A 447-nucleotide genomic window follows, 5' to 3' on the forward strand; every position below is an offset into this window, starting at 1 on the left:
ATCGACGTGGACTACGCCTCCCACAGCCCCCAGGTCGACCAACTCCGCGACCAGATCCTCACCACCCTCGACGGCATCACCCCCCAACCCGCACACACCCCCTTCTACTCCACCGTCACCACCCAACCCCACGACACCACCACCCTCACCCCCCACTACTGGTTCACCAACCTCCGCCAACCAGTCCACCTCACCCAAACACTCACCACCCTCCTCACCCACAACCACCACCACTACATCGAAATCAGCCCCCACCCCGTCCTCACACCCGGCATCACCCACACCACCGACCAACACCCCCACCCCACCACCACCATCCCCACCCTCCACCGCCACCAAGGAACCCCCCACCACCTCACCACCCAACTCGCCCACGCCCACACCACCGGACTCACCCCCACCTACACCCAAACCACCACCACACCCACCACCACCCAAACCACCACC

1 protein-coding gene is annotated in these 447 nt (G+C 65.1%); it reads left to right on the forward strand.

Translation table 11 applies throughout. The features are described from left to right. On the forward strand, window positions 1-447 hold a 447-nt coding region (locus tag IH54_RS41080; protein WP_043183700.1), incomplete at both ends, for an acyltransferase domain-containing protein.

Origin of the sequence: Streptomyces sp. NRRL F-5123, from assembly GCF_000721495.1 — a bacterium.
GTDB lineage: Bacteria > Actinomycetota > Actinomycetes > Streptomycetales > Streptomycetaceae > Actinacidiphila.